The sequence below is a fragment of the Arthrobacter pascens genome, assembly GCF_017052465.1.
In the GTDB taxonomy this organism is placed as follows: domain Bacteria; phylum Actinomycetota; class Actinomycetes; order Actinomycetales; family Micrococcaceae; genus Arthrobacter; species Arthrobacter pascens.
In genome coordinates, this window is record NZ_JAFHKT010000152.1 from 231,355 (window position 1) to 254,184 (window position 22,830).

At 67.8% G+C, this 22,830-nt stretch carries 23 protein-coding genes; 9 read left to right on the plus strand and 14 right to left on the minus strand.

From position 1 onward, the window contains the following. Positions 1–7: 7 nt before the first annotated feature. Positions 8–856: a hypothetical protein gene (locus JYA52_RS21860; RefSeq protein ID WP_205655475.1), complete on the minus strand. Its 849-nt coding sequence runs from the start codon at positions 854–856 to the stop codon at positions 8–10. 184 nt (positions 857–1,040) lie between these two features. Between JYA52_RS21860 and xseA the strand changes: the two genes are divergently transcribed. Beyond that, positions 1,041–2,333, plus strand: coding sequence for an exodeoxyribonuclease VII large subunit (xseA, locus tag JYA52_RS21865; protein WP_205655476.1), 1,293 nt, complete (start codon positions 1,041–1,043; stop codon positions 2,331–2,333). A 54-nt stretch (positions 2,334–2,387) separates the two neighbouring features. Continuing rightward, positions 2,388–2,639 carry an exodeoxyribonuclease VII small subunit gene (locus JYA52_RS21870; protein ID WP_205655477.1) on the plus strand — a complete coding sequence of 84 codons (252 nt, stop codon included), beginning with the start codon at positions 2,388–2,390 and terminating at the stop codon, positions 2,637–2,639. Between the two features lie 42 nt (positions 2,640–2,681). Here the strand turns inward: JYA52_RS21870 and JYA52_RS21875 are convergent, their stop codons facing one another. From JYA52_RS21875 to JYA52_RS21915, 9 genes are all read right to left on the minus strand, one after another. Next, positions 2,682–3,536: a PPK2 family polyphosphate kinase gene (locus tag JYA52_RS21875; protein WP_205655478.1), complete on the minus strand. Its 855-nt coding sequence runs from the start codon at positions 3,534–3,536 to the stop codon at positions 2,682–2,684. 35 nt (positions 3,537–3,571) lie between these two features. Then, positions 3,572–4,792 carry a pyridoxal phosphate-dependent aminotransferase gene (locus JYA52_RS21880; protein ID WP_205655479.1) on the minus strand — a complete coding sequence of 407 codons (1,221 nt, stop codon included), beginning with the start codon at positions 4,790–4,792 and terminating at the stop codon, positions 3,572–3,574. A 132-nt stretch (positions 4,793–4,924) separates the two neighbouring features. Further along, positions 4,925–5,881 carry an ABC transporter substrate-binding protein gene (locus JYA52_RS21885; RefSeq protein WP_205655480.1) on the minus strand — a complete coding sequence of 319 codons (957 nt, stop codon included), beginning with the start codon at positions 5,879–5,881 and terminating at the stop codon, positions 4,925–4,927. Then, on the minus strand, positions 5,878–6,621 hold the full coding sequence (locus tag JYA52_RS21890) for an ABC transporter permease (protein ID WP_205655481.1): 744 nt from the start codon (positions 6,619–6,621) through the stop codon (positions 5,878–5,880). Before JYA52_RS21890 ends, JYA52_RS21885 begins: the two co-directional genes overlap by 4 nt. Beyond that, on the minus strand, positions 6,618–7,331 hold the full coding sequence (locus JYA52_RS21895; protein WP_205655482.1) for an ABC transporter permease: 714 nt from the start codon (positions 7,329–7,331) through the stop codon (positions 6,618–6,620). The genes JYA52_RS21890 and JYA52_RS21895 overlap by 4 nt, the downstream gene beginning before the upstream one ends. Then, positions 7,331–8,443 (minus strand): ABC transporter ATP-binding protein, encoded by a 1,113-nt coding sequence (locus JYA52_RS21900; RefSeq protein WP_276208613.1) that lies wholly within the window; start codon positions 8,441–8,443, stop codon positions 7,331–7,333. Before JYA52_RS21900 ends, JYA52_RS21895 begins: the two co-directional genes overlap by 1 nt. 192 nt (positions 8,444–8,635) lie before the next feature. Further along, positions 8,636–9,700: a ribosome small subunit-dependent GTPase A gene (gene rsgA / locus JYA52_RS21905; RefSeq protein WP_240460704.1), complete on the minus strand. Its 1,065-nt coding sequence runs from the start codon at positions 9,698–9,700 to the stop codon at positions 8,636–8,638. Between the two features lie 341 nt (positions 9,701–10,041). Next, positions 10,042–10,494, minus strand: coding sequence for an NUDIX hydrolase (locus JYA52_RS21910; RefSeq protein WP_205655484.1), 453 nt, complete (start codon positions 10,492–10,494; stop codon positions 10,042–10,044). Between the two features lie 40 nt (positions 10,495–10,534). After that, complete coding sequence (locus tag JYA52_RS21915; RefSeq protein ID WP_205655485.1) at positions 10,535–11,497, minus strand: N-acetylglucosamine kinase; 963 nt, start codon at positions 11,495–11,497, stop codon at positions 10,535–10,537. A gap of 36 nt (positions 11,498–11,533) precedes the next feature. Here JYA52_RS21915 and JYA52_RS21920 point away from each other — a divergent pair, with 36 nt between their 5' ends. Next, a complete protein-coding gene (locus JYA52_RS21920) occupies positions 11,534–12,580 on the plus strand; it encodes a nitronate monooxygenase (RefSeq protein ID WP_205655486.1) in 1,047 nt (348 codons plus the stop codon). Positions 12,581–12,654: 74 nt separating this feature from the next. Here the strand turns inward: JYA52_RS21920 and JYA52_RS21925 are convergent, their stop codons facing one another. Next, positions 12,655–13,629 carry a LysR family transcriptional regulator gene (locus JYA52_RS21925; RefSeq protein WP_205655487.1) on the minus strand — a complete coding sequence of 325 codons (975 nt, stop codon included), beginning with the start codon at positions 13,627–13,629 and terminating at the stop codon, positions 12,655–12,657. A 103-nt stretch (positions 13,630–13,732) separates the two neighbouring features. Between JYA52_RS21925 and JYA52_RS21930 the strand changes: the two genes are divergently transcribed. Beyond that, positions 13,733–15,064, plus strand: coding sequence for an MFS transporter (locus JYA52_RS21930; RefSeq protein WP_205655488.1), 1,332 nt, complete (start codon positions 13,733–13,735; stop codon positions 15,062–15,064). Here JYA52_RS21930 and JYA52_RS21935 read toward each other — a convergent pair. After that, entirely contained in the window at positions 15,061–16,224 is a 1,164-nt protein-coding gene (locus tag JYA52_RS21935; protein ID WP_205655489.1) for a trans-sulfuration enzyme family protein, read from the minus strand. The genes JYA52_RS21930 and JYA52_RS21935 overlap by 4 nt on opposite strands. A 133-nt stretch (positions 16,225–16,357) precedes the next feature. Between JYA52_RS21935 and JYA52_RS21940 the strand changes: the two genes are divergently transcribed. Beyond that, positions 16,358–16,870, plus strand: coding sequence for an Lrp/AsnC family transcriptional regulator (locus JYA52_RS21940; protein WP_205655490.1), 513 nt, complete (start codon positions 16,358–16,360; stop codon positions 16,868–16,870). Between the two features lie 31 nt (positions 16,871–16,901). On the opposite strand, the gene JYA52_RS21945 is transcribed toward JYA52_RS21940, so the two are convergent. Next, positions 16,902–18,140, minus strand: coding sequence for an MFS transporter (locus tag JYA52_RS21945; protein ID WP_205655491.1), 1,239 nt, complete (start codon positions 18,138–18,140; stop codon positions 16,902–16,904). Positions 18,141–18,310: 170 nt separating this feature from the next. On the opposite strand from JYA52_RS21945, the gene JYA52_RS21950 reads away from it, so the two are divergent. The 4 genes from JYA52_RS21950 to zapE are packed head-to-tail and all read left to right on the plus strand — an operon-like array spanning position 18,311 to position 20,779. Beyond that, positions 18,311–18,811 (plus strand): Lrp/AsnC family transcriptional regulator, encoded by a 501-nt coding sequence (locus tag JYA52_RS21950; protein ID WP_205655492.1) that lies wholly within the window; start codon positions 18,311–18,313, stop codon positions 18,809–18,811. A 9-nt stretch (positions 18,812–18,820) separates the two neighbouring features. Then, on the plus strand, positions 18,821–19,246 hold the full coding sequence (locus JYA52_RS21955; RefSeq protein WP_205655493.1) for a DUF1761 domain-containing protein: 426 nt from the start codon (positions 18,821–18,823) through the stop codon (positions 19,244–19,246). A 26-nt stretch (positions 19,247–19,272) separates the two neighbouring features. Next, a complete protein-coding gene (corA, locus tag JYA52_RS21960) occupies positions 19,273–20,268 on the plus strand; it encodes a magnesium/cobalt transporter CorA (RefSeq protein ID WP_205655494.1) in 996 nt (331 codons plus the stop codon). A 4-nt stretch (positions 20,269–20,272) separates the two neighbouring features. After that, positions 20,273–20,779 (plus strand): AFG1/ZapE family ATPase, encoded by a 507-nt coding sequence (gene zapE / locus JYA52_RS21965; protein ID WP_205655495.1) that lies wholly within the window; start codon positions 20,273–20,275, stop codon positions 20,777–20,779. 22 nt (positions 20,780–20,801) lie between these two features. Here zapE and JYA52_RS21970 read toward each other — a convergent pair whose 3' ends face one another. Beyond that, on the minus strand, positions 20,802–22,802 hold the full coding sequence (locus tag JYA52_RS21970) for a glycogen debranching N-terminal domain-containing protein (RefSeq protein WP_205655496.1): 2,001 nt from the start codon (positions 22,800–22,802) through the stop codon (positions 20,802–20,804). Positions 22,803–22,830 lie beyond the last annotated feature (28 nt).

Here is a 22,830-nt window from a genome sequence, read left to right on the forward strand (position 1 = left end):
TGTGGCTTCAGCGCCTGCGGGCAGCGCCGCCAAGCAGACCGAACACGAGGCCCGCACCCAGCAGTACGGCCCCGGTGACCGCGCCGGCCAGAATCCAAGACCCGAAACCGCTGGCCGAGGCGGCCACGAATTCCCGCTTGAAGAGATCTGCCACCTCGTTGCCACTGGCTGTGCCCATGACCGCGTCGGACGCCCAGCGTGATCCCAAGCTCCACAAGCCGGCCACCCCGAGGGCTCCCAGGCCCGTGCCCACCAGCACTTTCCAACGGCGCCGGGCAGCCACCAGGGCGAGGAGGAAGGCGATGCCCGCCCCGACGGCCATGCTGTAGCCGAGCGGAGCGTAGACGGCGACCTGCTCGATGAGCTGGCGCTGGCTGGACTGGCCAACGGTCAGCAGGGTCTGTTCCGGGGCTTCCAGGGGCACGCCGAGGCGCTCCGAGATCTGCCCGGCCGCGAGGGCCACAAGAGGCGCCACATCCAGGGTGATGGACGTCGCGGAGTCGGCGTCGGAGGGTACGGTGCCCGCAGCGGCAAAGTTGAGCCGGTGGCTCTTCCGCAGCGTCTCTTCCCAGGCAGCGGGGTAGCCGGGGAGCCCGGTGAGCGACGCTGCAGCCGATTCCAGCAACGGCCGGACGGCTTCGGCCAGGGGGCCCGGTATCGCCCCGCCGGTGTCGATTCCGCCCACCGCGGCCGCGGCAAGCCGTTTCTGAAAGGTCGGGTCCTTGCCCAGCGGAGCGGCCAGCGCAACGAAGCCCTCCTCCTGCACGATGTTGCGGTCCACCCAGATGGCCGGGACGGCAACTGCGGCCAGCAGCAGGCCAAGGGCAACGGCCACGGCCGAGACAAAAGAGCGCAAGGGATTCCTAGCTGGTTGGGGTTCCTGGCGGGTCGATGGGACACAGCCATCCTAGGTGCGCAGCCGCATGAGCAAAAAATGTCGCCGCCCGGTGATAAAGCTATGGATAGAGTTGATTAACCCAACCGCGACGGCAAAGGACAGCCACTCATGCAACAGGGCAACGCCTCCACCCGGGCTGCACATGGCTGAAAATGCCACCGTGCCGGCCGCCGGACGCACAACGGTGCCTCCCACTGCCGCGGACACGAGCCCGGACAACCCGTGGCCGCTGCAGTTGCTGTCCCAAAAACTCAAGGCCCATATCGAGCGGGCCCCGGCGGCGTGGGTCGAAGGCCAGGTCATCGAGCTGAACCGGCGTGGCACCAGTGCCTTCCTGACGCTCAGGGACGTCGACGCGGAGATTTCACTGCCGGCGTCCGTCTGGTCGAAGATCCTGGACCGCCAGGAGACGCCGCTCGAACGCGGCAGCAGGGTCGTTGCCCTGCTCAAGGCGGAGTTCTGGCTGAAGACAGGACGGCTGAACATGTCCGTCAAGGACATCCGCCCGGTAGGCCTGGGCGACCTCCTCGCCAGGATCGAGAGGCTGCGGCATGCCCTCGCCGCCGAAGGCCTCTTCGCCGAATCGCGGAAGAAGCGTCTGCCTCTGCTGCCCCACCGGATAGGCCTGATCACCGGCCGGGACTCCGACGCCAAGAAGGACGTGCTCCGCAACGCAGCGCTGCGGTGGCCCGCTGTCGAATTCGAGGTCCGTGAGGTGGCCGTCCAGGGAAACACCGCAGTGACCCAGATTATTGGAGCGCTGAAGGAACTCGACACCCGCGCCGACGTGGACGTGATCGTCATTGCACGAGGCGGAGGAGCGCTGGAGGACCTCCTGCCCTTCAGCAACGAGGAACTCATCCGCGCCGTTGCCGGCGCCGTAACCCCGGTGGTGAGCGCCATCGGGCACGAGGCGGACCGGCCCATCCTGGACGACGTCGCCGACCTTCGCGCTTCCACGCCCACGGACGCCGCCAAGCGGATCGTCCCGGAGGTCTCGGAAGAGCTCGCCCGGGTCCGCCAGGCGGAAGCGCAGCTGCACCGCTCCGTAGCGCAGCTCGTCGCCAGGGAATCCGACCGCCTCGCCGCCCTGCGTTCCCGTCCTGTCCTCGCCTCACCGGAAGGCATGGTCACCGCGCGGGAAGAGGATGTGGAACGGCTCTCCCGCCGCTCCACCGCGGCGATCAGCGCGGCTGTCACGAGGGCAGCCGACCAGCTCGCACACCTCCAGGCCCAGGTCAGGGCGCTGTCGCCGCAGCAAACCCTGGACCGCGGCTACGCCGTGGTCCAGCTCGCCGGAGGCAACGGGGCATCGCCAGGGACTGTGGTGCGCCACCCGTCGCAGGCTCCGCCCGCCACGGAACTTTCCGTCCGGGTCGCGGGCGGGCGGTTCGGTGCCACATCGACCGGTACCCGCCAGCCCGCCAGTGCGTGACGGCAGCGACAACTTAGCCAGACCAACCAGATCAACACGACAGGCGAAACTGACATGACGGACAACACCAACGACGCCGGACCCCCCGCCGCGGCGGAGGCTCCCCTGCCGGCGGATATCGAGGCACTGAGCTACGAGGAAGCCCGGGAGCAGCTGGTGGGCGTGGTATCCAAGCTCGAGGCGGGCGGGACCAGCCTTGAAGATTCACTCGCCCTCTGGGAGCGGGGTGAAGCCCTGGCCCGCCGCTGTGAAGAATGGCTGGAGGGCGCGCGGAAGAGGCTGGCCGCCGCCCGCAAGGTCAACTGAGGCAGCGGGCACAACCGCGGCCACAACAGAAGATCAGTCCCGTCAGGACCTTTCAACCAGTCGGCGTTCGGCCTCGACGTCGAAGTCAGCTTTGGGCCACTCCAGCTCAAGCTCTTCCAGCCCCTCCAGCAGCAACTGCTGCACCGCGATCCGCGCATACCATTTCTTGCTGGCAGGCACGACGTACCAGGGGGCATGTTCGGAGTTGGTGGCATCGAATGCTGCCTGGTATGCATCCATGTAGTCGTCCCAGAAGGCGCGCTGCTTCAGGTCCCCGGTGTTGTATTTCCAGTGCTTGGCGGGATTGTCCAGCCGGGCCAGCAGCCGCTCTTTCTGCTCCTCATTGCTGATGTGCAGCATGACCTTGATGACCTTCGTGCCCACGGCAACCTGCCGCGCCTCGAACTCGTTGATCGCCGCATAGCGGCGTTCAAGCTCCTTCGGGTCCGCCCAGCGGTGAACCCGGTGGATCAGGACATCCTCATAATGGGACCGGTCAAAGACCCCCAGCATGCCGGCGGCCGGGACTTCCTTTTCGATGCGCCAGAGAAAGTCGTACGCCCTCTCCTCAGGCGTGGGGGCCTTGAAGGACTTGAACTGCACGCCCTGCGGGTCCATGGCGCCCAAGACGTGCTTCACGATGCCGCCCTTGCCGGCGGTGTCCATTCCCTGCAGGATCAGCAGGACACGCTTGGTGCCGCCAAACTTGGACTCGGCAAACAGCTTTTCCTGAAGCTCCGCGAGTTTTCCATCAAGGTCCTCAAGGAGCGCCTCGCCGTCGGCCTTAACCCCCGAATAGCCCGTGGTGGCGTCAGGGTCCACATCCGCCAGCTTGAAGCCCTTGCCGACCCGCAAGGATTTGGAGGGGAACTTCGCGAATTCCACAAAGCCGGCCATGGGGACCTCTTTCCACAGTTGAATGTGGGTAAAGGCTAGTTCCCCTGATACCTGCTGAGGAAGTCTCCCATACGGCCAATCGCTTCTTCGATGTCCTTCACGTTTGGCAGGGTGACCATCCTGAAGTGGTCCGGCCGCACCCAGTTGAACGCCCTTCCGTGGGAGACGAGGATTTTCTGTTCCTTGAGCAGGTCCAGGACGAACTTCTCGTCGTCCCGGATGTGGAAGACCTCGGGATCGAGCTTCGGGAACAGGTACAGCGCTCCCCTGGCCTGCTGGGTGCTGACGCCGGGGATTGCGTTGAGCATGTCGTAAGCCTTGTTCCGCTGCTCCAGCAGGCGACCGCCGGGCAGGATAAGGTCGTTGATGCTCTGGTAGCCGCCCAGCGCTGTCTGGATGGCGTGCTGGGCCGGCACGTTGGCGCACAACCGCATGTTGGCGAGCAGGTTGATGCCTTCGAGGTAATCCGAGGCGTCCTTCTTCGGCCCGGAAATGCCCATCCAGCCCGCGCGGTAGCCGCAGACGCGGTAGGCCTTGGACAGCCCGCTGAACGTCAGGCACAGGACGTCGTCGCCGGTGAGGCCTGCCATGTTCACGTGAACGGCATCCTCGTACAGGATCTTCTCGTAGATCTCGTCGGCGAAGATGACCAGGCCGTGCTTTTCCGCCAGCGCCACAATCTTGCGCAGCGTGCTCTCCGGATACACGGCGCCGGTGGGGTTGTTCGGATTGATGACCACGATGCCCTTGGTGCGCGGGGAGATCTTGGCTTCCAGGTCCTCCAGGTCCGGCTGCCAGCCCGATTCCTCGTCGCAGAGGTAGTGGACGGGACGTCCGCCGGCCAGGGCCACCGAGGCGGTCCACAGCGGATAGTCGGGGGTGGGGATCAGAATCTCATCGCCCTCTTCGAGCAGCGCCATGAGCGACATGGTGATGAGTTCACTCACGCCATTGCCGAGGTAGATGTCGTCCACGTGGATGTTCTGGATGCCCCGGGTCTGGTAGTACTGCGAGACCGCCGTACGTGCGGAAAAGATGCCGCGGGAGTCGCTGTAGCCCTGGGCATGCGGCAGGTGGCGGATCATGTCCACCAGGATCGCGTCCGGCGCTTCAAAGCCGAAGGGCGCGGGGTTTCCGATGTTCAGTTTGAGGATCCGGTGACCCTCCGCCTCCATCTGCTGGGCGGCCTGAAGAATCGGTCCACGGATGTCGTAAAGGACATTATGAAGCTTGGTGGACTGCTTGAATTCTGCCATCCATCAAATATGCCATAAGCGGGATGTGCTTCCGGGGAGATGTGCCTCACATGCGGCGGCGGCTGCCGGGCCCCTTGGGAGGTCCGGCAGCCGCCGTCGGTGTTCAGTCCTTGAGGAAAGGCGTTGGGTGCCCTACTTGACGATGCCCTTGTCCTTGAGCCAGCCTGCGGCTGCATCCTTGGCGTTCTGCTTCTGGGTGCCGCTGACAGCACGGTTGAGGTTGATGAGGTCTTCCGTCGTGAGGATCCTGGACACCCCGTTCAGGGCTTCCTTGGCCTGGTCGGTCACCTTGGCGCTGTTGTACAGGGGCAGCACCTGCTGTGCCTTGAAGTTGTTCTTGGGGTCTTCCAGGACCACGAGGTCGTTGTCGGCAATCGACGGGGTTGTGGTGTAGATGTCGGCCACCTGGACTTCATCCGTCAGAAGGGCCTGCAGGGTCAGGTTGCCGCCGCCGTCGCTGAACGGCTTGAGCGCCTTGAGTTCGCAGTTGTAGTTCTTCTTGAGCCCCGGGAACCCGTAGGCGCGCGTTTCGAACGTGGCCGGCGCTGCCATGGTGAAGTCCTTGCAGACCTTGGCCAGGTCCTCAATGGATTTCAGCTGGTGCTTCTCGGCCGTGGCCTTGGTCACCACCATCGCGTCCTTGGACTCGGCCTTGGCTGCCTCCAGCACTCCGAGGCCCTCCGGCAGCTTCTCCGGCAGGGCCTTATAGACGTCCTCCGCCGCAACCTCCGGGGCCTCGGCGTCCACGTGCGACAGCAGATTCCCCGAGTAGTCCGGCACGATGTCCACGGAACCGTCCTGCACAGCCTTGAAGTAGATCTCGCGCGAGCCGATGTTGGGCTTGGTGGTGGCCTTGATGCCGGCCGCGTTCAGTGCCCCGGCGTAGATTTCGGCGATGACCTGGCTCTCGGGGAAGTCAGCGGAGCCGACAACCAGCGAGCCGCCGCCCGTCGCGCCGCCGGCGGTTGTGGTCGGTGACGTCAGCGGATCACCGCCGCCGCAGGCCGTGAGCGCCAGGGCCACGCCAACCCCTGCGGCGAGGCCGCCCAGGCCACGGCGGGTGACGGTCGTGTTGATGGGGTGCTTCATGGGGAACCTCCTTGAACAGCGGCCGTCGCGGGTGCGGCAGCCGTGAGAGTGGTGGCGGCCTTGCGGCCGCCCTTGGGACCCGTGCTCAGTCCGGGGGAAACCAGCAGCCTCTGGGCTGTTGCGAGGACGAGGTCGACGGCGATCGCCAGGCCGGCAATGAGCAGCGAACCGGCCAGCATCCGAGGGAAGTCCTGAAGGACCAGGCCGTCGAAGAGGTACCGTCCGAGGCCCCCGAGCGGGAGGTACGCCACCACCGACACCGTCGCGATCACCTGCAGCACGGCGGTGCGGATGCCCCCGAACATCACCTGGAGACCGTTGGGCAGCTCCACCCTGAAGAGGATCTGCAGTTCCTTCATGCCCATGGCGCGCGCGGCGTCCACGACTGTTTCGTCGACGCTCGAGATTCCGGCGTAGGTGCCTGCCAGCAGCGGCGGGACCGTGAGGATCACCAGTGCCCACACCGGCGGCATGAGGCCGCTCCCGGCGATGAGCGCGAAGAGCACCAACAGGCCCAGCGTGGGCAGGGCACGGAGTGCACCGGCCACGGCTACGGCCGCGACCCTCCCCCGCCCGGTGTGGCCGATGTAGAGCCCGACAGGCACGGCGATCGCCGCGGCGATGACCAGCACGAGGCCGCTGTACTGCAGGTGCTCGAGCAGCCGCGTGGCAATGCCCGAACTCCCCGCCCAGTGGCTTGGGTCGGCGAGCCACTCAAAGGTTTCGGTGAAAATACTCATGGCCGCGCCCCCGCATGGACCTGCGCATCGGCGATGAACTCCGCGCCTGTCACCGGCTCGGCGCGGGAGGCCGCTGCCGATGCCCGGGTCCACGGCGTGAGCAGCCGCTCCAGGAGGACCAGGACGGCGTCCATCAGGAGCGCGAGCAGCAGAATGGCGACGATACCCACCACCACCTCCGTGACGAAGGTCCGCTGCAGCCCGTCCGTGAAGAGGATGCCCAGGTTCCCCACGCCCAGCAGCGCGGCAACGCTCACCAGCGAGATGTTGCTGACGGACACCACCCGCAGGCCGGCAAACAGGACGGGAAGGGAGAGGGGCAGATCAATGGACAGGAAGCGTGCCGCGGGCTTGTAGCCCATGGCCACCGCCGCCTGCCGAAGATCGTCATCGACTGAATCGAAGGCGTCCATGGCAGCCCGCACCAGCAGCGCCACCGCGTAGATGGTCAGGGCAACGATGACATTCAGGGGGTCCAGGATCCGCGTTCCCAGCAGGGGCGGCAGGATGATGAAGAGTGCCAGTGACGGGATGGTGTAGAGCAACGACGTCAACGTGGTCACGACCGACCTGAGCGCAGGATGGCGGCGGGAGACCTGGGCCAGCGGAATGGAAATCAACAGCCCCAGGACCATCGGCACCAGGGCAAGGACCAGGTGCTGGCCCGCCCGCTCGAAGACCATGCCGCTGTTCGCCAGGAACCAGTCCATCAGAGTGCATCCTGCCGGACCCGGCGGGCGGATTCGATGACGGCGAGCACTTCCGCAGCCTCGATCACGCCGGCGACCCTGCCGTCACCGTCCACGGCCACCCCCAGCCCGGACGGCGAGGACAGGGCGGAATCCAGCGCCCGGCGCAGGGTATCCCCGGGCCGGAACAGCGACCCTCCCGGGATGAGGTCGGAACCCGAGCCGGGGCCTTCCCAGCCCAGGGGCCGGGACTCGGCGTCCACGACGAGGCGCCAGCCGCCGGCGTTTCCCCGCGCGTCGACGTCGGTGCCGCCGTCGGCGTTCCCGCCGCGGGTGACCGTCGGCACCGGGCGGATGGTCACGCCGTCGGCCGCCGAAAACCCCAGGTGCCGGAACCCGCGGTCCCGGCCCACGAACGATGCCACGAACTCGTTGGCCGGCGCGCGCAGGATTTCCTCGGGAGTCGCGTACTGGGCGAGCTTGCCGCCGACGGCGAAGACCGCCACCTTGTCCCCCAGCACGGTGGCCTCGTCGATGTCATGGGTGACAAAGACAATCGTCTTGGCCAGGTCGCGCTGCAGCCTCAGAAGTTCGCGCTGGAGTTCGTCCCGGACCACGGGGTCCACGGCGCTGAAGGGCTCATCCATGAGCAGCACCGGCGGATCGGCAGCCAGTGCGCGGGCCACGCCAACCCGCTGCTGCTGGCCGCCGGAGAGCTGGGACGGATACCGCTTCCCCAGCCCCGAGGCCAGCCCGACGACGTCAAGCAGTTCCTCCGCACGCTTGCGTGCGTCCGCTTTTGACACGCCGTTCAGGCGCGGCACTGTGGCGATGTTGTCCAGGACCGAGCGGTGCGGCATGAGGCCGGAGGACTGCATGACGTACCCCATGGAGCGGCGAAGCTCTGCGGCCGGCACCGACGTGACATCCTTGCCGTCCACGGTGATGGTCCCCTTGGTGGGCTCAACCATCCTGTTGATCATGCGGAGCGAGGTGGTCTTGCCGCAGCCTGAAGGTCCGACGAACACCGTGATGGAGCCCTTGTCGATAGACATGCTCAGGTCGTCCACCGCCGCCTGTCCACCCTGGTACTGCTTGGTGACGCTCTGGAACTCAATCATGGCTTCGGCCATTCCCGGCTTACCTAACTGTCGGCGGCATCGGACGGTAGAGCGAGCTGATCATAAGCACGCTGATTTTTGGGTGTAAAGCGCGTCTTGACACAGCGTAACCAGTGCCTGCGGGAAAGTAACGGCAGACGCCCATACCGTAATCATTCGGAGACAACACCCGGCCGGATGGGTCGCCCGGCCACAGCCGCCGGCCTAGCCGTTTCTGTACCGTTCCGCCGCGCGCTGGCTCCTGCCCGCTACCACCACCTTCTGGTGCCATTCGCGCTGGTAGGCACGCCGGGCCGCGGCGTCGTGCCGACGGTTCAGGGCAGCAAGCTCGCGCTGCAGCTTGAGATAGCTCGCCCATCGCCTGGCGTCCAGGGTCCCCTCGGCGAGCGCGGCCTGGACGGCACAGCCCGGTTCACGGTCGTGGGCGCAGTCGGAGAACCGGCACTGCCCGAACAGCTCGTCAAGATCGCCGAACATCTCGCCCATGCCCTCGTCGGCGTCGAAAAGCCCAAAGCCACGCACTCCGGGCGTGTCCATGAGCACCGCGCCGCCCGGCAGGGGCACCAGCTCCCGCGACGTGGTGGTGTGCCGTCCCCTGCCGTCCGCGGCCCGCACCTCTCCGGTGGATTGCACCTCCCTGCCGACGAGCGCGTTGATCAGCGTGGACTTGCCGGCGCCGGAAGGCCCCAACAGCACGAGGGTCCCGCCGTTCGGGACGTGGGCGAGCAACTCGTCCAGGCCGTCGCCCTGCTCTGCTGACGTTGTCACCACCTCCACTCCGGCCGCCTGCAGGATCACTTTCCCGACGACGTCGTCCGCGAGGTTGGCGAGGTCGGCCTTCGTGATGATCACCAGCGGTGTGGCTCCGGAATCCCAGGCCGCCACGAGTGTCCGTTCCAGCCTGTTGTGGGTCAGGGGCCGGTCGACCGGAACCACCACGCCCACGACGTCGATATTGGCGCCCAGGACCTGCGCCTCGGAGGACGCCTCGAACGCCCGCTTGCGGCTCAGCTCGGACGTGCGCGGAAGCACGGCGACGATGGCCGGCTCGCCGGCGGTGTTGCGCCCGAGCCAGGCCCAGTCGCCGCTGGCAGGAACGGGCGGTGCCGCCGGATACGGAACATGGACCAGGCCATCCGCCGTGGCGGCGAGGATGCGGTTCCGGTCAACCCGGACGATCCGGGCAGGCACCTGCCCGGCGGTTTCCGGGTGGGCTGTGAAATGTGCGGCCGTGGAGGCCGTGAAACCATAATCGGCAGGTCCCCGCAGCTGCGCGGTGCCGGGGTTGAGGCTGGACGGGTTGTTTGCGGCCGTTGAAGGGCCGGAAGGAATGTTCACTGTGGACCTCTGGGTGCGGCCCCTTGCACCACGCAGCGCGTCTGAAATAGTCCCTAGGCGGGCGGCTGCGGTTGACGGCTGATGTCTAGGCGGTGCCGAATAGCGGGGCAGGATTAATGAAGGAGTCTTTGCTTGTGCGCTCTGGGCGCAGGAATGCTGCAATCATCAAGTCCACCTCCCCGTCGCGGTTCATGCCGGATGCCGTATCCGGTCGCTCCCAACAGGATAGCCAGCCGGGTCACGGCTTGGCTAGGAAAATCCCGGGCTCAATCTCACTCCAGCTTGCCGTTGACCGGCCGCTCCCTGAACAGACGCAGCCCCGCATCCACCAGCGAGACGCGGTTCAGGGAGCCAACTTCATCCAGCGGGATCCAGGCGGCGTGGGTGGTGGTGCCGTCCACCTCGTGGCTGAGTTCTCCGCCGGTGATCCGCGCCTCGTAAACGAGCCGGAGCGCCTGGAAGTCCCGTTCGATGCCGTCCAGGCGCGATCCCGCGGGCCAGTGGCCGACGTCGATCCCCAGCATGGGGCCGATCTCGGCGTGGTAGCCAGTTTCTTCGAAGATCTCCCGAACGCATCCGTCCACCGGATGTTCGGCGAGGTCCAGGCCGCCCCCGGGAAGCGTCCAGCCTTCCTTGCCGTCCTGCTTCCAGTAGGCCAGCAGGATGGCGTCGTCGCGGAGGATCACGGCGTAGGCGGCCGGGCGGGTATCGAAGAGAACGCTCATGAATCCAGCCTAGCCCGGCGCCTCTGCCCGCGGTTCTCCGCTAGAGCCCTTCGCCGACGAGCTGCAGGACGCCGAAGACGGGCTCGCGGTCAAGGACCCGCACGTCGGTGACGCCGGCCGCGGCGAGGTGGCTCCGGAAGGAATCCTGCAGCCGGACAACGTTCATGCCCAAGCCGCTTCCCAGGATGACGGGGCCCTCCAGCCGGAGTTGCCGGAGAACCTGCGCGGCCATGTCGGCCAGGTCCTTGCCGGCCTGGTCGACGAGCTCCTGGCTGACCCGGTGGCCGGCGTCCGCGGCCTCCACCACGAGCCGGGCCTGCTGGGCCCAGTAGCGCCGTCCCGTGCTGGGCGAATGGAACAGGGCGATCAGCTTGTTGGGATCGTCAATGGCGCAGGACACCAGCAAGGCACGGGTGAGTTCGTCGGGCTCCTGCCCCTGGTTCATGCGGCGGAGGCTGTGGCGCACGGCTTCCCTCCCCAGCCAGTAGCCGCTGCCTTCGTCGCCCAGAAGGTAGCCCCAGCCGCCGGCCCGGGCCTCTTCCCCCCGCCCGTTCCTGCCCCAGGCGGCCGATCCGGTGCCCGCGATGACAGCCACGCCGCTGTCCGCTCCGCCGGCCGCCAGCAGCAAGCGCGAATCATGGACCACGGTGACCGTTGCGCCCGGAACATGGGGGCTGATGAGCGCCGCCAGCGCGGCGGCGTCCTCTTCCGTGTCGATGCCGCCGGCACCTGCGTAGACGTGGGCCACGGGACCCTGGCCGATTCTTGCGAACAGCTCCGCCAGATGCGCCGCCGCTTCGTCGCGGGTGACGTTCTGGACGTTGGAACTGCCGACGATTTCGTCGGCCACGGGCTGGCCGTCCTCAAAACGGACGCCCCGCGTCTTGGTGCCGCCGATGTCCAGGCCGATCACGGTGCCCCTGGACGGAACAGCGCCCGTGGCAGGAACAGCGCCCGTGGACGGAACAGACAGGGCATCGGGTAGGTTGTCAGAGTCAGTCACCCCACCAGCCTACTGAAGCGCACCAGGAGCGGAGCAATGTCCACCAGTCTGTTTGGCACCCGGATCATCGCAGCACCCATGGCTGGAGGAACGTCCACCACCCGCTTCGTTGAAGCTGTCCATCGCTCGGGCGGCCTCGGCTTCCTCGCCGCCGGCTACAAGACGGTCGCCGCGATGAGGGACGAGGTGCAGGCTGCCAAATCGGCCGGCATCAGGTTCGGCGTGAATGTCTTCATGCCGGATAGGCGGCACCTGCAGCCGTCCGCCGAAGCCCTGGCCCGCCTGGAACAGTACCGCGAGAGTCTGCGCAGTGACGCGTCCCGCTATGGCGTGGATGTTCCCCCGCTGACCCTGGATGACGATGATGCCTGGCAGGGCAAGATTGACGAACTCCTGCTCGACCCGGTGGAGCTGGTCAGTTTCACGTTCGGCCTGCCCGGGGCGGACGTGGTGGGCAAGCTCCGCCAGGCCGGCTCCATGGTGCTGGCCACGGTCACGAGCAGGGCTGAAGCAGAGTTCGCCGCGGACCTCGGCGTGGACGCCCTCGTCGTGCAGCACGGCAGCGCGGGTGCGCACAGCGGCGCCTTCCTGGCCGCTGGCGCGCCGGCCGTTGCCCGGTCCGCCGCACCGTCCACGACGGCGGAGCTGGTCCGGGAGGTGCGCGCCGCCGTCGGCCTTCCGCTGATAGCGGCCGGGGCCTTGTCCGACGCAGCGGCGGTGACGTCGGTACTCGCGGCCGGGGCCGAAGCGGCACAGGTGGGGACCGCCCTCCTGCGCACGGACGAAAGCGGCGCCCGGCAGCTGCACAAGGACGCGTTGGGCTCTGACCGGTTCACGGAAACACGGCCGACCAGGGCCTTCACCGGCCGCTACGCCCGTGCTTTGGTCAACGGGTTCGTGCGGGACCATGAGGACGCGCCGGAAGGCTACCCGGCCATCCACCACCTCACGGCACCCATCCGCGCCGCGGCGGCCGCCGCAGGGGACGCCGACCGCCTCAATCTCTGGGCGGGTACGGGCTGGCGGTCGGCCCGTACCGGACCCCTCTCCGACGTAATGGACACTCTCCTCGCCGCGGACTGAGCCTGGGCGCCTGCCCTCTTTGCCGGCTCCGGCGTCAGGGCGTGAATGACCGGACGGCCACGGCCCACCTCCGGTCAGGTCCCGGAGCGGGCACGGACCAGCCCGGCCAGCAGCGCAGGTCCTTGCCCCAGCACGAGTTCCCGGAAGTGCCGCACCGGCTCGGGTTCCGGGCCGCTGCGGCGTTCACGCCACGCCAGGCCGATCTCGCGGTACGCCAGCTCCGAGTCCAGCGGTATCTCCACCCACCCCAGATCTCCGCTGCGGCCGGCACGATCCGGCCGTGGGCTGCCGCCGGGAGGCAGGATGCTCACTCCCAGGCCCGCCGACACCAAGCCACGGACGGTGTGGGAGTCCTGGCTTTCAAAGGCTATCCGGGGCCGGAACCCGGCTTCCCGGAACAGGGCGTCGGTGAGGGACCGCATGCCGTACCCCGGGCCCAGCGCAACGAACGGCTCCCCTTTGATGTCAGCCAGGGCGGCGGACCGGCGGCCGGCAATCCGGTGTGCGTGGTGCACCACGAGCCGCAGCGGCTCCCGGTAGAGGGCGGCCGAGCCGATGGTACGGCTGGCCGCAGCTACGGGTGCCGTCAGGGCGAGGTCCGCCGCGCCGGAGGCGAGTTCCGCGAGGCAGGTGTCCCTGGCTCCCTGGCTGAGTTGGAACTCGGTCTGCGGATGGCGGTTGCGGAACGTGCTGATCAGTAGCGGCAGCGTGGCCTCACCGAACGTGTGCTGGAACGCGACAGCGATCCGGCCACGGACCACCTCGGATTCATGCCGCACCAGGTCAAGGCCGGCGCGGAACTCCGCGAGCGCGGACTCGATGTAGGGCAGCAGTGTCCTGGCCGCCGGCGAGAGGCGGACACCCCTGCCTTCCCGGATGAGCAGCTCGGTGCCCACCACGGCACTGGCGCGGGCCAGCGCGCGGCTCACCGTCGACTGCGGAACACCCAGCAGCTCGGCCGTTTCCGTGATGTGCTGCGTGCGGCCCAGCTCTGCGAGCAGCGGCAGGATGGGCAGCAGCTGAACGAGTTGCCGATGTTCAAGGTCCATTGCTTTCCCCGCTCCTCACATTGTCGGAAGGCATCCATTTCTGCATGACTTTCTACCGAATCATGCATTGGATACTAGATCACGGCAGTCCTACGCTGAAAGCATGCGAAGGCCCGCCGTTCCCGACTCCTCCAGCCAGCCACGCCCGGGATCAGGATCCCGCCGCCCCGGCCCGGCAGGCCCCGGCCCGGGAGGCTCCGGCTCCGGACGCCCCGCCTCCCCGGATGAGACGGCCTGGGAGGGCCATGCGAAGGGATCGCCCGCCTACGGCAAGATCCTCGCGGGCCTGGCTTTTGCGGGCGTGGCGACGTTCGCGCAGCTCTATTCAACCCAGGCGGTGCTGCCCCTGATGTCCTCGGAACTCAGCGTCACCGCGGCCGAGGCCGCGCTGACGATTTCGCTGGCAACGGTGGGGCTGGCCGTCACCGTCATCCCGTGGTCGTTCCTGGCCGACAGGATCGGACGGGTCAGGGCGATGACCTGGGGCATCTCCGCCGCCACCGTGCTGGGGCTGCTGGTTCCGCTCGCCACCTCGTTTCCGCTGCTGCTGGGGCTCCGGATGCTCGAAGGCATGGCCCTGGGCGGCATCCCCGCCATTGCCATTGCCTACCTGAACGAGGAGGTCAACAAGGCCCATGCGGCAATGGCGGCCGGCAGCTATGTGGCCGGAACCACCCTGGGCGGACTGGCCGGACGGCTGGTGGCCGGCCCGGTGGGCGAACTGTGGGGCTGGCGGGCCGCTGCCCTCGCGGTGTCCGCACTCGCCACCATCGCTGCGGTGCTGTTCCTGGTGCTGGTTCCCAAGGCCAGGGGATTCAGGCCCGCCCCGGCCAGGGGCCTTCGCGGCGCAGTCCGGACGCTGGGCGGCCATCTCCGCAATGGGCGCCTGCTGGCCCTCTACATCCAGGCCTTCCTCCTCATGGGCGGCTTCGTGGCCGTTTACAACTACCTCGGATTCCGGCTCTCCGGCGAGCCTTTCAGCCTGCCGGCAACGCTGATCAGCCTGATCTTCCTTGCCTACCTGTCCGGTACGGTGACCTCCCGCTGGGCAGGTGGGCTGACCCAGCGCTTTGGCCGGCGGACCGTGCTGCTGGCAGGCATCCTGCTGATGACAGCCGGCCTGTCCCTGACCCTCACCCACATGCTTGCGCTGATCCTGGCCGGGCTGGTGGTCTTTACCGGCGGGTTCTTCGCCGCCCACAGCATCGGGGCAGGCTGGACGGGCACCATCGCCTCCTCAGGACGGGCGCAGGCCGCGTCGCTGTACAACCTCGCCTACTACCTGGGCTCTAGTGTGATCGGCTGGGCGGGCGGCCTGGTGTTCCAGTCGCTGGGCTGGACGGCGCTCGCCGTCACCGTGATCGTGCTGGGATGCACGACGGCGGTGATCGCCGCCGTCGTGCATCCCGCCGGCGCCGACGTTCCCGGACGTTAGCGCGTCCCTTCGATGGCCTGGACGAGGTCTCCAAGAATGTCCGTGGCGTCTTCCAGTCCCACCGAAACCCGGAGGAGCCTGGCATGCGGCTTGGCCTCAGCCGCCACCGGGCGGTGGGTAAGGCCGGCAGGGTGCTGGATCAGGGTGTCGACTCCGCCCAGGGATACGGCGTGCGTGATCATCCGGACGGCCGCCGGGACGCGCTCCGCGTGTTCTGCGCTGCGGAGTTCAAAGGCGATCAGGGAACCCGGCCCGGCCATCTGGGTGCCCACCAGCCCGTGCGGATCGCATTCAGGAAGGCCCGGATAGCGGACCGTGCGCACCAGTTCATGTCCGGCCAGCCCGGCGGCCACCTTGTGGGCGGTGGACTGCTGGGCCCGGACCCGGACGGGAAGGGTGGCGAGTCCGCGGTGGAGGAGGTAGGCCGGCCACGGCGTGAGAATGCCGCCGGTGATGGCCCGAACCTGCCGCAGGCGGACGGCCCACTCCGGCGATGCCGCCACAACACCGCCCATCGCGTCGCCGTGGCCTCCCATGAACTTGGTGGCGCTGTGCAGCACGAGGGCGGCGCCGTGGTCCAGGGGCCTCTGCAGCACGGGGGTGGCAAAGGTGTTGTCCACGAGGACGGGAACGCCGTCCGCCGCCGCCACGAGGCGGGCGATGTCCACGAGATCCAGGCTGGGGTTGGCGGGAGTTTCCACAACAACCAGTCCCGTGTCCGGCCGGAGCGCGGCGTGGACGCCCTCCGGCAAGGTGAAGGTCACCTCTGTTCCCAGCACGCCCGAGGCGAGCACGTGGTCGCTTCCGCCGTAGAGCGGCCGGACCGCCACGACGTGCTTCTTGCCGCCTGCCACTGCCGCAAGCAGCACCGCGCTCAGGGCCGCCATGCCTGTAGCGAAGGCCACCGCTTCGGGCGCCCCTTCCAGCACCGCCACGCCGGCTTCAAACCGCGCCACGGTGGGATTCCACAGCCGCTGGTAGACGGTGCTTTGCCCCTCCAGGCGGGGGCCGCCGGTGGCCATCTGCTCGTAGGCGAGGCCGCCGTCCTCCACCGAGGGCAACGGTGCCGTTGTTGAAAGGTCGATGGGCAGTGCGTGGACGCCCTGGCCGGTGAGCCCTTCGCGGCCGGCATGCACCGCCATCGAGTCGTGAGAAAGCATGTTGCTCCTTGTGAATTATTCGCCATTGAACGCCGCAAGTATCTGGCAAATATTCGGAGATTGACAGGTCGCATGAATGGAATGGTCGGAAAGTCGCGACTAAGATGAACTGAGAACACCCTGAGGAGGACCAGTGAGCAGCAATGCGAAGAATATTCGGCCTGGGTCGGCGCATGCCGAGCCGCTGGATGCCATCGACGAGCGGCTGCTGGCGGCACTCGTGGACGACGCACGTATCTCCAACAAGCAGCTCGCCGAACTCGTAGGAATCGCCCCCTCCACCGCCCTGATGCGCACCCGCGCCCTTTCTGAGCGCGGCATCATTCAGGGTTTCGAAGCCAAACTGAGCCTCTCGGCCATCGGACGTTCCGTGCAGGCGCTGATTGCCGTGCGGCTCCGCGCCCACGACCGCGAGCAGATCGACCGCTTCACCTCCCGCGTTCCCAAACTGCCCGCCGTGCTGTCCACCTTCCATACCTCCGGCTCGGTGGACTACCTGCTGCACATCGCGGTAGCCACCACCGAAGACCTCCGCGACTGGGTGCTCGACAACCTGGCCACGGACCCGGTGGTGGGCCACACCGAAACCACGCTGGTGTTCGAGCACATGCCGGGCAACCACGGTCCGTTGCACGAGCAGGACTGAGCGCAGCCGACGCTGAAGGCGCCTGGTTCCGTCAGGCGGACCGCAGGGACCGGCGCAGCGCCACCGCGGCCAGCGCTCCGGCGGCGATGCCACAGAGCACGACGAAACCGCTGGCGGCCCCCTCAAGTCCGTACGCGGCCGCTGCCAGGCCCAGCCCGATCACCGGGACCGCGCTCCCCAGGTACGTGATCACGTAGACGGTGCTGATGATCTGGGCGTGGCGTGACGCGTCCACCTTGCCCGCCACGTCGTTGAAGGCCGTGCGGAATGCGATGCCCTGGCCGACGCCGGCAGCCAGGCTGGCAGCAACCAACAGCCAGGGGTTGCTCCAGGCCGCCGCGGCGGCGATCAGAGTCACGGAGGCTCCCAGCAGCGCCAGGCCGGCCGGAACGGCGAACCGGCCGCGGACGCCAATCAGCTGGCTCAGGGCGGAGGCGCCGAGGGCAAGGCCGGCGAGGAGACCGATGAGCGGCCTGGAATCGACGCCAAGGATCGGGGCGAAGTAGGCAGGTGCCAGGGACAGGCAGAAACCAAAGACCGCGAAGCTCAGGAACCCGACGGCGGCCGCCAGCCAGAACGCGTCCCGCGCCTCGTGCGAGACCGAGGGCCGGCGGGGCGCCAGTGCCCTCAGCGGCCGCGGACCATCCACCGGCTTGATGGCCGGACGGGCGCGGAGCAGGTACAGCGGCACCAGGAGCACCGCCAGGACCACAGAGTGGATGACGTAGGGCGTGGAGGTGGGGCCGGGCAGCAGGGAGAGCACTCCCCCGATGGCCGGGCCGGCCGCCACGCCGCCGGCGGAGGCCAGCAGGGTGAAACGCGACGCCCATTCGGGCCGCTGCGGAAGCAGTTCCCGGAGGGCGGCCGAGCTGGCGCCGGTGGCCAGCGCCACGGCGATCCCCTGAAGCGCGCGCCCGGCCGAAAGCTCGGCAAGGCTGTCAGCACCGGCGAAGACGAGGCCGCCGGCCAGGCCTGCCAGCACGGCCAGGAGCAGTGCCGCACGGCGGCCAATGTGGTCCGACCAGTGACCTGCCAGCATAAGGGTGGACACGAGTGCCAGGACGTAGGCCGAGAAGGCCAGCGACACGTCGAGGGAGGTCAGGCCGAGCCTCGCCTGCAGCAGCGGGTACAGGGGCGTCGCGAGGTTGGCCCCCACCAGGAGGGTGAAGATCACCACGCCTGCCATGGCCAGCCGCGCGGTGTTGGATGCGTCCCAGCCCCGCGCGCCGGCGGCCGCCGGCCGCATCCGAAGTTCGCTAAAGACGGTCATGCCCGTGCCCTTGCCTTTGTCCGGCAGCGCCGGCTCCTTGTGGGAGCTTCCGCTGCAGATGAAACTGATACCTCCAGAATGGGCCCGTTGTGAGTAAACAGTCCCTACTTCATGGGAAAATTGATCAAAATCATCAATCTTCGACCGCAGAAGTGAACCGGAGTGATCAATTGAACAGCCTGGACCCCACCGACCTCCGCATCCTGCTGGAGCTCGTCCGCGACCCGCGGATCCAGATCGGCGAGCTGAGTGACAAACTCGGCATCGCCCGGAACACCGCGCAATCGCGCATGCGGCGGATGCTGCGTTCCGGCGTCCTCCGCGACGGCGGCCGGGAAATCGACCTGGAGTCCGTGGGGTACGACGTCGTCGCTTTCGTGACGATCGAAGTGACCCACCGCGAACTCGACGGCGTCGTGGGCGCCTTGCGCCTGCTCCCCCAGGTCCTGGAGGTACACGAGATTTCCGGCCGGGGCGACGTCTGGTGCCGTGTCGTGGCCACCGATACGCACAACCTGCAGTCCGCCCTCCGCTCGATCCTCCGGATCAAGGGAGTCATCCGGACGGAAACCGTCCTTGCGCTCCACACCCACATTCCGTACCGGACAGAGCCGCTCATCAGCCGCCTCGTGCAGGGCGCGTCCGTCCAGGCAACAGCCCCTGGGGAATAGGATTCAAGGATGGATTGGCTCTCGTACATTTCCCAGATCAACTGGCTCGCCGTGCTGCTTGCCTTCATCGCCAGCATGGCCATCGGCTTCGTCTGGTACCTTCCCGCTGTGCTGGGCACGCGCTGGATGGAGGCCATCGGCAAGACGGAAGAGGACCTGAAGAACGGAGAGGGCGGTGCGGGGATCTGGTTGCCCATGATGGTCTACGCCGCGCTGACGGCCGTGCTGCTCGCAGTCCTGATTACCAAGCTGGGCCTGGACACCGCACTGGCCGGCGGGCTGTTTGCCCTGGTGCTGGCCGTGGTCTTCCGCGCCGGAGGCCATGTCATCCACAACGGCTTTGCCGGGCGCCCGCCAGCCGTGACCCTGATTGATTCCGGCCATGATGTGCTCGCCATGACTGCTACCGGCGTCATCATCGGCGCGATGTCCTGAACGGCCACCCCAAGGAACCGCGCACCGTGACCATTATCGATAACGCCGTCTATGTCGACGGAATCCGCAGCGCCGAACCCGAAAACCTCGAGCAGACCTTCGAAACGTTATCGGAGCACGGCGGCATGGCCTGGATCGGGCTCTACCGGCCGACCGAACCGGAAATGGCCGCCGTCGCCGCGGAGTTCGGCCTTCACGAGCTTGCTGTTGAGGACGCCATTTCGGCCCACCAGCGGCCCAAGCTGGAACGCTACGGGGACCACCTGTTTACCGTGCTCAGGCCTGCCCGCTACCTCGACGAAACCGAGACCGTGGAGTTCGGTGAGCTGCACATCTTTACCGGCAAGAACTTCGTGGTCACCGTCCGGCACGCCGAGATGTCCGGCGTGGGAAAGGTCCGGCGCCGCCTGGAGTCGCGGCCCGACCTCCTGCGCCACGGCCCCGAAGCCGTGCTCTACGCCCTGCTGGACCAGGTGGTGGACGATTACGCCCCCGTGGTGGCGGGGCTTGAAAACGACATCGACGAGATCGAAGACCAGCTGTTCTCCGGCGACACGACAGTGTCCCGGCGCATCTATGAACTGGCCCGGGGAGTCATCCAGTTCCAGCGCGCCATCCACCCCCTGCCGGGGATGATGCAGCAGCTGAGGCGGGGATTCGAAAAGTACGTGGTGGACACCGACCTGCAGCACAGCCTGCGTGACGTCGAGGACCACGTGGAGCGGGTGATATCGCGAGCCAATTCCTTCCGCGACCTCCTGCAGAACGCGCTGACGCTCGACGGTACACTGACGGCCAACCGGCAGAACGAGGCGAGCGCCCAACAGAACGAGCAGGTCAAGAAGATCTCATCCTGGGCCGCCATCTTCTTCGCCCCGTCCTTCGTGGCGGGTGTCTACGGGATGAACTTCGACCACATGCCCGAACTGCACTGGGCCTTCGGCTACCCCCTGTCGATCGGGCTGATGGCCGGCACCGCGGGCCTGATGTACGCCATCTTCAAGCGGAAGGGCTGGCTGTAGGGGCATGTCCGGGTTCGAGCGGGGCCTCATCATCACGCCGGGGACCGACCGGCAGCTGGGCACCTATGGCCTCTTTCGGCCGGCCCCCTCCCAGCAGCAGGTCCTGGAACTCCCGTCACACGACCTCACTGTCAGGAGCGCCGACCCCGACCTCCTCTGGGTGGGCTTTGCCGCGCTGTGCGGCGGCGCGCTGGGGAACGCCGACTACGGGACACTGGCGGGCACGTTCCCGGCGTGGGTAGTCGACGGCGTCCCGTCCCCGGCTGGAAAGGCCGCCGCGGGCGCCGCCGCGGCATGGCACCGTTTCCTCGACGTGCTGGACACCCTCCGCGACCGGGGCATCATGCTGATTCTCATCAGCCCGGGCCCCCTCGACTGGGAGGCAGCATCGCAACCCGCCGGCGCGCCGTCGGACCACGCCGCACTCTCCGGGATTGCGGACCGGCTCGCCGCACTGCGTCGGGTCGAATCCGACGAGCAGCTTCAGGACGAACAAACCAGCGGCTGCTAGGGGAAGATGGGGCCGGACGACGTCAGCGCGCCGAAGCCAGCAGCCCCTCGTGGCCGCCTGCTGTCCCGCCCTCTGGTCCTGCAGCGGCGGGCCCTGGACCCAGGGCCGCGGCGATCACCACCGAGCTTGCCGAGGCCCACGCCTGCGGGCGGCAGCTGGCGGGGAACGGTACGGGAGCACGCATGGTGTCCGAGCCGTGGCCGCCGAACAGCTCGGGCAGCCGCCACTCATTGGCCTCCGCCACCTTCAGCAGCCCCGACGCCAGCTGCGCGGCCTCATTTCGGAAGCCGTCGGCCAGCATGCCGCTGATGATCAGGGCGGTGTCGTGGCTCCAGACCGCTCCGGCGTGGTAGCGGGTTGGCCAGTACCCGCCGTTGGTGGTGGACAGGGTGCGCACGCCGTAACCCGAGAACATGGTTGGATCCAGGATGCGCCTGACCACCAGCTCCTGCTCCTCCTGGTTCAGGATGCCTGTGCCGAGCAGGTGCCCCATATTGGACGTCACGCCGTCGACCGCCTTCTTGTCCGCGTCGAGCGCCAGCGCGGGATAGGGACCCAGCTCGTCCTCACACCAGAACCGGGCACGGAACCGCTCCGCCATGCCTGCCGCGTAGTCCCGCCATTCCTGGGCGCCTGGGCGGCCAAAGGCATCCAGGAGCTCGGCCCCAACGGTTGCTGCCTCGTAGGCATAGGCCTGGACTTCGGCCAGGGCGATGGGACCCGTTGCCAGTGAGCCGTCGTGCCACCGGATCGCGTCACCGGAATCCTTCCAGCCCTGGTTGACCAGCCCGTGCCCGGAGGTGTCGAGGTATTCCAGGAAGCCGTCGCCATCCAGGTCGCCATGGTCCCGCAGCCATTCCAGGGCGTCCTGGAGGTTGGGCAGCAGCTCCTCCACCTCGGCGTCGGGCATTCCCGCCTTCCAGGTGTCGTGGAGGAGGCAGATCCACAGCGGCGTGGCGTCGATGGTGCCGTAGTAGACGGGCGGCAGCCGCAGGGCCTGGCCACTCTCCGCCATGGTCAGGACTGTCCGCCGGACTTCGTGCAGGATCTTCCCGGGCTGCACCGCGGTGGTGTGGTCCGTCTCGGTTCCCTGCCGTCCCGCCAGCGCCCGCAGGGTGCCGCGGGCGATGGCCGTGGTGATGGGAAGCAGCATGCGGGCGGCGATGATGGAATCCCGGCCGAACATGGTGAAGAACCACGGTGCACCGGCGGCGAGGAACGTGTCATGGGGGTGCGAGGAATGGGCAAGCCGCAGGCTGTTGAGGTCGCTGATTGACCGCTGCAGGAGGTTCCTCAGGCGCGGATCCGCGGACACCGGGGCCTCGATGGGCGGGCCGTCGCCGGCGAGCATCGGCGAATCGGCGTCCGTCAGGTCCACCGCCCACTCGAGGACGGCGGCGGCTCCCGGCCGCACTTCCACTGCCCAGTCAATGGTGACGGTGGTGCCATTGAAGCCCACGGTGCCGGGCACCGTTTCGCCGCCGGATCCCGTGGTGAGGCGCAGCTCGGTGTCGGCATCGCGCCAGGACCACGTGCTGGCAGCCGGCTCAACCGGCCGGAGGGAGCGTTCGCCCTGTTTGATCTGCTCCATGGTGGTGCTGTCAGCAGCAAGGGCCAGGCGCACGTTGAGCGTGACGGGCTCGCGGAACGCCGACTCCAGCGTCAGGGTCTCCGCCACCCGGCCCGTGCAGCCGGTCAGGGATTCGGTGTCCTCCCCCGGCCGGATCCTGCCCGATTCAGCAGTGCGGGCCCGCACGAGTGAGAGCAGCGGGTCGGCCACGTCAGCGTCGGCGCGGACGAAGTAGATGTAGTCGGTCTGCTTCGACGAACGCAGCTGGGTTGATACCCACTCGGGCTCCCTGCCGTCCACGGTCAGCACAGCCCCGTTCAGCACGCGGTCGTCACCGCAGTAGATCCCCTGGGCACCTGCCCCGCGGATCTGTCCATGGGCGTCTGCCCATGCCTGGATCGGGGCGCTGAAGACGCCGGAGAGGTTGTGCAGGTACGGCTGCTCAGTGGCCACGGAAAACTCCTCGAATTTAAGTTGGGCG